Source organism: Hoylesella buccalis ATCC 35310, assembly GCF_000177075.1.
Lineage (GTDB): Bacteria > Bacteroidota > Bacteroidia > Bacteroidales > Bacteroidaceae > Prevotella > Prevotella buccalis.
Genome location: NZ_ADEG01000088.1, coordinates 1 through 8,226, shown reverse-complemented (window position 1 = coordinate 8,226; position 8,226 = coordinate 1). Strand labels below are relative to the sequence as shown.

General features: G+C 38.0%; 6 protein-coding genes and 2 pseudogenes. 2 read left to right on the top strand and 6 right to left on the bottom strand.

Annotation, left to right across the window (positions count from 1 at the left end; all coding sequences use genetic code 11):
- Positions 1–142 precede the first annotated feature (142 nt).
- Both HMPREF0650_RS09530 and HMPREF0650_RS09525 read left to right on the top strand, forming a co-directional pair.
- Entirely contained in the window at positions 143–1,393 is a 1,251-nt protein-coding gene (locus HMPREF0650_RS09530) for a phosphoglycerate kinase (protein ID WP_004350367.1), read from the top strand.
- Between the two features lie 102 nt (positions 1,394–1,495).
- A pseudogene (locus HMPREF0650_RS09525) lies at positions 1,496–1,654 on the top strand (plasmid mobilization protein); the annotation flags it as partial.
- Here the strand turns inward: HMPREF0650_RS09525 and HMPREF0650_RS13760 are convergent.
- The 6 genes and pseudogenes from HMPREF0650_RS13760 to HMPREF0650_RS09495 form a co-directional block, all read right to left on the bottom strand.
- Entirely contained in the window at positions 1,579–1,926 is a 348-nt protein-coding gene (locus HMPREF0650_RS13760) for an IS1/IS1595 family N-terminal zinc-binding domain-containing protein (RefSeq protein WP_081454886.1), read from the bottom strand. The pseudogene HMPREF0650_RS09525 and the gene HMPREF0650_RS13760 overlap by 76 nt on opposite strands.
- A 124-nt stretch (positions 1,927–2,050) precedes the next feature.
- Entirely contained in the window at positions 2,051–3,034 is a 984-nt protein-coding gene (locus HMPREF0650_RS09520; RefSeq protein ID WP_004350363.1) for a hypothetical protein, read from the bottom strand.
- Positions 3,031–4,194 (bottom strand): RHS repeat domain-containing protein, encoded by a 1,164-nt coding sequence (locus HMPREF0650_RS12485; protein WP_004350360.1) that lies wholly within the window; start codon positions 4,192–4,194, stop codon positions 3,031–3,033. Before HMPREF0650_RS12485 ends, HMPREF0650_RS09520 begins: the two co-directional genes overlap by 4 nt.
- A gap of 563 nt (positions 4,195–4,757) precedes the next feature.
- Positions 4,758–5,588 carry a hypothetical protein gene (locus tag HMPREF0650_RS09510; RefSeq protein ID WP_004350358.1) on the bottom strand — a complete coding sequence of 277 codons (831 nt, stop codon included), beginning with the start codon at positions 5,586–5,588 and terminating at the stop codon, positions 4,758–4,760.
- Between the two features lie 240 nt (positions 5,589–5,828).
- Positions 5,829–6,098, bottom strand: a pseudogene (locus tag HMPREF0650_RS13755) (RHS repeat-associated core domain-containing protein); the annotation flags it as partial.
- 1,111 nt (positions 6,099–7,209) lie between these two features.
- Positions 7,210–7,653 (bottom strand): PM0498 family protein, encoded by a 444-nt coding sequence (locus HMPREF0650_RS09495; RefSeq protein WP_155813625.1) that lies wholly within the window; start codon positions 7,651–7,653, stop codon positions 7,210–7,212.
- Positions 7,654–8,226: the final 573 nt, after the last annotated feature.

Sequence of the window (8,226 nt, the reverse complement as noted above, 5' to 3'; positions counted from 1 at the left end):
TATTTAATGACTATATGCGGTGGTAATTTATAGAACCTGCCAATAAAAAGAACCCATAAAATAGAGTGTATTCACAGCTATTTTTCGTAACTTTGTCAACCCAACGAGAATAAATTATCATTAACAAATAAAAGATTCGAAAATGAAAATTGATCAATTCAATTTTGCTGGAAAGAAAGCAATTGTACGCGTAGACTTCAATGTTCCATTGGATGAAAATGGAAAGGTAACCGACGACACTCGCATTCGTGGTGCTCTGCCTACGCTGAAGAAAATTCTTGCAGACGGCGGTGCTGTCATCATGATGAGTCACATGGGCAAGCCCAAAGGTAAAGTGAAGGCTGAATTGTCACTCAAACAAATCGTTAAGAACGTTTCAGACGCTTTGGGCGTTGACGTGAAATTTGCGAAAGACTGTGCCCATGCCGAGAAAGAAGCAGCTGACTTGAAGATGGGTGAAGCCTTGTTGTTAGAAAATCTTCGATTCTATGCCGAAGAAGAAGGTAAGCCTGTAGGCGTTGAAAAAGGCACACCTGAATACGACGAGGCAAAGAAAGCCATGAAGACCAGTCAGGCAGACTTTGCCAAGAAATTGGCTTCGTACGCAGACGTATATGTAAACGATGCCTTTGGTACCGCTCACCGCAAGCACGCTTCTACAGCTGTGATCGCCGATTACTTTGACGCCGACAACAAGATGCTGGGCTACCTGATGGAGAAAGAGGTGACTGCCATTGACAACGTGTTGAAGAACGCACAGCATCCTTTCACTGCTATCATTGGCGGCAGCAAGGTAAGCTCTAAGCTGGGTGTTATCAAGAACTTGCTTGACAAGGTAGACAACTTGATTATCGGAGGTGGCATGGGTTACACCTTCATCAAAGCACAAGGTGGCAAGATTGGTAAGTCGTTGCACGAAGATGATTTGATGCCAGAGGCTCTCAATGTGATGAAAGCCGCCAAAGAAAAGGGCGTCAACCTGTCATTGTCAGTAGCAACCGTTTGCGGAAAGGAATTCTCAAACGACACCGAACGCAAGGTGTTCCCCATCAATGAAATTCCAGACGAATGGGAAGGCATGGACGCATCGAAAGAGAGTTTGGAAAACTGGAAGAAGATTATTCTCGACTCTAAGACTATCTTGTGGAACGGTCCTGTTGGTGTGTTCGAGTTGGAGAACTTCGCACACGGTACTGGTGAAATTGCCAAATACGTAGCTCAAGCCACGCAAGAGAATGGTGCATTCTCTCTCGTTGGCGGTGGCGACTCTGTGGCAGCTGTCAACAAGTTTGGCTTGGCCGACAAGGTTTCTTACGTGTCTACTGGTGGTGGCGCGATGCTTGAAGCCATTGAGGGAAAAACTCTTCCTGGTGTAGCTGCCATTAAAGGCTGAAAACAGCATGCAAGGGATATTTCCTTGCAGGCATAAATAAAATTGGGTAGGAGGTAAATGTTATTCATAAAAGGCATTTATCTCCTACTTTTCATATTTAGAGTGCTGTACAACGAAGCCGTGAAAGCCCTCAATACTTATCATTCTGTCGCCACTGCTCAACGAATGCTCGGCAAACTCGAAACCTATTCACAATCTCTCGTCAGGCTGCAACAGCAAGCCGTGCTACTGACAAAATCTCTTGAGAGTAGACATGAATAAATACTGATAAATCTAATACCCAGCATTCGTTCCGTACTGCGGAAGCCCAATCCTTCTTTGGTCAGTTGGATGATTTTGGAATCGGTGTCAGGAAGATAGGCTTTGTAGGTGTAGTCGGTGATAAAGCGCTTGTGGCAATATTTGCATTGGTAGCGTTGTTTGCCATTGCAATTCTTCCCACTTTTGACGATTGACTCAGATTGACAATAGGGACATAAAAACTTAACTCCCAATCTGGAGCATAAAGTTCCAAAACTATCCTGTTGCTTCATTTGCTTATGCTATAATTGCGAAAATAATGCGAAGGCAAAGCGCTAATTCCTGCCTTCGCATTTTTAATTTATCAGATAGTCCTGATAATCAAGACCCTATTTTCACAACTCCCAATCTGAAGCATTACCAATCACTATCATTAAGAAAAGAAAAACTGAACCAGTTATATTGAAAAGTACCATTAATAATTGGGACGGTAATACTAATTGCTTTATCTTGATAGATAATTATTTTAGGAATTTCTTGCCAATTATGTTTTTCTAATCGATACGCTTTTCCGCATACGTAATATATGGGAATATTTTCGTCGTTAACTCTTGAAGTAAACAACCAAGTCAGAGGACAATCATATAAGGATTGTTCAAGACTCCTGTCTATTTCTTGTATTTCGTTTCGGGATGGTATCAACTCATATCCTCTAGTTTTATCATCTGAAATAAATTTGTAATAGATAATTGAGTGAGTACTGGTGGTAAAAACATCACAATGATTCGTGATTAAGTTAATCTTTAATCTTTCACAGTCGATGAGATATAATTTGTCCTGGACAAGAATAACAAAACAAGATTCAATGGCATACGATATAGGAATCGCCCCCTCTATCTCCATACCATTTAGCTTAATTTTCTTTTCAAAAAGAATATTCATTTTCTTTCCCATAATTGTTAATAGCATCTCTTCTGCTTCGTAATCTATTCGACTCACCATTAAATAATCCCTATTCCGACTTTGAGCTAGGTTCACAATGGGTAAATTCTGCTTTGAATGCCAATAAATATACTTTGCATTTTGAGGAACATGCCAAAGTATAATATTCCTACCTTTTGCATATATCAGTGCAGAGTCCGAGATCTTTAAGCAATTCGAGGTCATGGTTGAATCGATACAATAACTGTGGTTGCGGTAATTCCTTATATCCAGTCTTTGCAGTTTCCTTTCAATCGCTTCCGTATCATCGCTATTTTGACAATAAACCAAATATTTACCTATTGTACAAACAAAATCTCCGTGAATGCACAAAGTATCCTTATTCTGTGAATAAATAGGTAATCCTATATAGCAATACAATATAATTATGCTTAAAAAACATGCCCTATATTTTTTCATCGCTTTTGAGTTGCAATATGAATATGATTATTATGCCCAGAGATCCTCTTAGTTTTCCCCTCTTTTTCTTGTATATTAGGTCCAAAATTCTCTCTTAAGATAGGATTCTCTCTAATTGCACGTTGAAAAGCATCAACTTTTTCATGTGATTTAGGATTTTTAACTGGGATTCCATTTACCATGTCAATGTCTATAGCTCTTCCTCCATTTGATGCATAATGATTGCTTGAAGGGGAATGTTTCCCAGTTGTAGTTGTAGAAACATCAATAGAAGTAATTCCTGCGCCAGAAATATTAGCATCGTTTATCCCTTTAATTAATAAACTAACAGCATCTTTTGACAATGCATAATCACCATAACCCCCAGTTGGACTCTTATACTTAAAAGTTACACTAACTTTAGTTCCATCATCTGTTATAAAACTCTTAGGTATATATTGCCCACCTTCTACATTAAACCTACCACTTGCATCGGATACTTTTATAATCTTATCCTGCTGATAATCGTATCTCATTCCAGATTGATATATACTATATGTTTCACCTATATTTCTATACTCCTGACCATCGTATGTTATAGAGTTGGCATTCCCTTCCTGCCAGAAAATAGCAGCAGTTTCATCATTTCTATACCAATCTGTACCAGTTGGATCAATATACTTGACAGGATTATTATTTGTGTAGCAATATCCTGTTAAATTCGGATATTTCTCCGTTAGCGGATCAACCCCCAGCCACATAGAATTTTGGGGATCCATATATCTGGCACCATAATAGTATAAGTCGGTTTCCTCGTCAAATTCCTTGGCGTTGAGTTCTACTCTACAATTGGCTGCACTCGGCATAGTGCAAGCAAGCTTGCCTCTGCCCTCGTTGGCACAATCGTTGAATCGATAAGGCGTGTTCCATGTGTTGTTGCAGTTGGCTTTCCCTGCGGCCGCCGATTTCCGCGTAAGCTCCAATTCATCTATGAACACTTCGCCAAACGGCACATACTCGATGTGCTGCATGACCTCACCATCCAAGTTGGTGATGTAACTACTGCTTCCCAAATGGTCGAGGTGGTAGTAGAATTGCATCTTCTCGTGGTCGTCGTTCGACTTGTCTCTTGTACTTACAGAAAGAAGTTTCGTTATTTTCTTTACGTTTAATTCTGTCATAACGTACGATCGTTTATGGTTATCAACTATTAAACGTCGTTCTTTCCTGTTTATTGCTTACGGCTTTTAATACACATATAAGGATATTGATCGTTACCCATATATGATATGTGAAACTCCACCAACCATTCCGAATAGCGATAGGACTTTGATTTGTTTGACAATCTCATCCATGGCCAAATGCCTTATATGAAGTTTCTGTTCGTTAGGTCAGATGTTGCCGCCAGCTTCCTTCAGATTTCACCTCACGATGAACACCCTTGCTCTTGGCTATGTAATTCCCGCTATTAGGGCTTACTCGGGACTTCCACCCGTTAGATAATGCTCATGCCGAGCGTACTAGCAAAAGGCAGAGAATCTTTCCCTGCCTTTACGCCTAATCTTTTAAAAATAACATTGAAAATCAGATGATTATTTCAATAACTCCCGATTTGAAGCATTACCCATCTTATTCAATATTTAATTCCGCCAACGGGTAATGTTTTTTTCATTTTCATAATCCTTTCAAAATAACAGTTCTTTCGCTTACTGGAATTTCTTTACGTCTTTTGGCCATTACCGCATTATCTAAATTTTAAATATGATGTTACGCTCATTCCATCCGTCATTTTATATTTCCCAAAATTGGTAAACTCAATGGTATCAATCTTGTTATCTTTTAATTTTAATATGATCATTGTTATATCACAGTGACTTAACTGCTTCAATGATTGGATATATTGTTTATCTACCCAAAGAGAGCGAACCGCTTCTGGATGTATGACGCACATTACCTTATACTCTGTTAAGGTTTCAAGTGGGATTATTCCCTCTATCCCCACTTTTCTATTTAGCACTTTGATAGGCATACCCACATATATGGGGAGACCAATTAACCTATTTGTCTTCAATATACCCTTGGACAATTGATACGGAGCAGATTTTATTGGTATTTTTTCATAAATAAGAGTATCAGATGAAGATGTGGCATAAAATCCTATTGGAAGATCATTGTCAAAATTAAGATTGTACCTTGAATATACCTTCCTTGCTCTACTTTTTGATCTTATTGATAATATATTCGCCCCAAAAAATATTGGGTTATCGGATATAACTACCAACGTATCATTAATCCCTAACACAAGATACAACCTGTTTTCTACACTTTTCTGGTAGTATTCTTTGTCTTGGGGCCAAATCCGGATACCATAATATGTTACATTGCTCTGAGAAAAATTAGTTGTTATAGAATCTGTTAGTTCATTATCTTCAGAATTTAGAGGACTACAGATTGGAGACTTTACTTCTAGTGCGTCTGTTGATTCATCATTTTTATAATTCAATGAGACTCTCGAAGAGCCAAGACAACAGCTGCACATAAATACATACAACATCAAAGATAAGGACTTCTTCATTTTTAGAGTGTGTCAAAAGTTAATTAATTCTCGGCTCATAGTACCTCGCACCATAGTAGTACAACCCCGTCTCTTCGTCAACTCCTTGGCATTGAGTTCTACTCTACGATTGGCTGCACTCGGCATAGAACAAGCAAGCTTGCCTCTGCCCTCGTTGGCACAATCGTTGAGCGTTACTCTACGATTGCCTGCACTCGGCATAGTGCAAGCAAGCTTGCCTCTGCCCTCGTTGGCACAATCGTTGAATCGATAAGGGGTATTCCAAGTATTGTTGCAGTTGGCTTTCCCTGCGGCCGCCGATTTCCGCGAAAGCTCCAATTCATCTATGAACACTTCGCCGAATAGCACATACTCAATATGCTGCGACACTTCTCCGTCTAAATTGGTGATGTAGCTGCTGCTTCCCAAATGGTCAGGATGGTAGTAGAACTGCATCTTCTCGTGGTCGTCGTTCGGCTTGACTCTTGTACTTACAGAAAGAAGCTGCGTTATTGTCTTTGCGCTTAACGCTGTCATAACGTACAATCGTTTATGGTTATCAACTATTTAACGTCATTCTTTCCTGTTTATTGCTTACGGCTTTTAATACACATATAAGGATATTGCTCGTTACCCATATATGATATGTGAAACTCCACCAACCATTCCGAATAGCTATAGGACTTTGATTTGTTTGACAATCTCATCCATGGCCAAATGCCTTATATGAAGTTTCTGTTCGTTAGGTCAGATGTTGCCGCCAGCTTCCTTCAGATTTCACCTCACGATGAACACACTTGCCTTTGGCTATGTAATTCCCGCTATTAGGGCTTATTCTGGACTTCCACCCGTTAGATAATGCTCATGCCGAGCGTACATAGCAAAAGGCAGAGAATTTATCCCTGCCTTTATACGTAATTATTTAGAACCGAATTGATTATCAGGCAATTATTCTGACAACTCCCGATTTGGAGCATTACCAAAAATCGTGTGTTATTTGTTTTCATATATGATTTCTTTTGTTTCATAGTGTCGACTATATATTTTTTCTAATTTTACTATTCGATTATTTTTATCATAAGTAAATACACATGTATATGAAATAATGACGTCAGACATATTGGGCTTGTAAGTATAACTATATTGGGTAATAAGACTATCCTTGACTATAATGTTAATGCTAACTACATAGTCAACACTGGCATCAAGATACGTGTAATACTTATTGATATCTTGTATAGAAATCTTTTTTCGCTCCCCTATAGGCTTTGTAAACGATAAGATTTCGCTTGGGTCATAACTTGACAAAATATCAGCAATAATACACGCATCTTTATATATGACCTCGGGATATTTTAGAATTATTCCATAATCAAACAGGCTATTAGATTGATATAAAAATATCTTTTGACATTTGATTTCATCTGCGGACAATTTAACCAATCTACCTCGTTTATTATACACCCCGATTTTTTTTTCGTTTAGAAATAAACTTCTCTCTACCTTACAACCATTGCTTAAAATTTTTACAACAGTTTGTGATTTCAATTCTAAACTATTTAGAATTGAAATCACAGAAAGTATCAATATAGCACAAAATCTCATTACTAATCTTTTATTTTGGCGACCTCAGTTTTGAGCATTACACTTGAGACCTAAAAAGAGCTATTCCACATTTATAATCATCGATTTTACAGAGATCCATCCAATCTGCTTCAGATTCATGCAACGAATGGAATGTAAGTACACATGACTCTCTTTGTATGGTTAATATAATCTCATATCCACATTTCATTTCTTTAAGTATATTCTCCAATCTATCTGCAAAAATAAAAGCATTTGATACAATATCCTTACGACAAAAATCCTCAATGTGAACATTATTGAGAAAACATTCATACGCCGTCATATCATCAAACAAATCTAATGTTATATGTGGATTATTGACATAAAAACGTTTAAAGAAAATACATTGTCCATTAACAGTGATTCCTTCTTTTAAAAGATCTACAAGCCCTTTGGACAGCCTATTTGAAATAAGCTGCCTTTTCAGAAAGAGCATCATTTTTTTATTAAAAACAATCATTCTCCAAGATATTTTTGTCCTTGTTTTGTTGCGCTCCTCTATGAACACTTCACCGAACGGCACATATTCGATGTGCTACGATACCTCGCCGTCAAGGTTGGTGATGTAGCTACTGCTGCCCAAGTGATCAAGATGGTAGTAGAACTACATCTTCTCGTACCCTTCATTCGGCTTGTCTCTTGTACTTACAGAAAGAAGTTTCGTTATTTTCATTACCTTTAATTCTGTCATAACGTACGATTGTTTATGGTTATCAACTATTTAACGTCGTTCTTTCCTGTTTATTGCACTCGTTTTTGTTATACCCATACCATTCTTCGCACCTTTGATTACTTCCGTTAAATTGCAATGCAGACATTGAAACTCAACTTCCCAATCTGGAGCATAAAGTGCCGACGCGTTCTCATATATTCATTTTTCTTTCTTTTGGACTACAAATATAACAAAAGGCAGAGAATCTTTCCCTGCCTTTATACCTAATTATTTATAACCAAATTGATTATCAGGCTGTTATTCTGACCTACCTTTCTTTAATAACTTCCCCATTCCATTGTGTAATATTAGGAGTATAAA